This is a genomic window from Stenotrophomonas maltophilia group sp. RNC7 (assembly GCF_030910085.1).
In the GTDB taxonomy this organism is placed as follows: domain Bacteria; phylum Pseudomonadota; class Gammaproteobacteria; order Xanthomonadales; family Xanthomonadaceae; genus Stenotrophomonas; species Stenotrophomonas sepilia.
On sequence record NZ_JAVFVN010000064.1, the window covers coordinates 1 to 589 of the forward strand.

The following is a 589-nucleotide window of genomic DNA, read 5'->3' on the forward strand; positions in this document are numbered from 1 at the left end:
GAAAAGTTATTATTTGTCTTTTGAAAAATATTATATAAAATATATAAAATTCCTTTTAAATTTATGATAACCAAATTTCTTAAATAAAATAAAAAACAAGAAGCATCGATCCCCCTAAGACAAATGCTTCTTGTTTTTTATTTTATTTCCGTTGAATATAGAATTTTTTTAGAAATCGTATAATCAATTACTTCTGAGTAGCCATCACCTGTATACTGTTGCTCACTTTCATTATGTTGATAAGCCTTTTGCGGTGTAAAATATTTTTTGGGTATATGCAATGTGTAGTGATAAGAATATTTACTGTCTAATACATCATCGATTAGTTTATTCTTATTCCTTTCTAAGTACGCCAGATCCTCTTCATTATCTTCAAGTGCAATATCTACATAGTTTTGTTCATTTAATTCAAGATTTATCTTTATATATTTGCTATCAGAATCCAAAAAATTCAATTCGAATTTCTCTGTTTCTCCATTACTTGCTTCTACCTGTGTTATTTGTTGTAAACGAAGTGTTTGACCAATTTTCAAAATTGGCCCTTTATTTATTCCTAATACACTTGGTAATGTATGAGAATTTACATAGT

General features: G+C 27.0%; 1 protein-coding gene. It reads right to left on the minus strand.

Annotated features, from left to right (window positions below; translation table 11 throughout):
* Window positions 1-137: 137 nt before the first annotated feature.
* Window positions 138-589: hypothetical protein (locus RCF13_RS00500; RefSeq protein ID WP_308140702.1), on the minus strand; the 452-nt coding region annotated here is incomplete at its 5' end.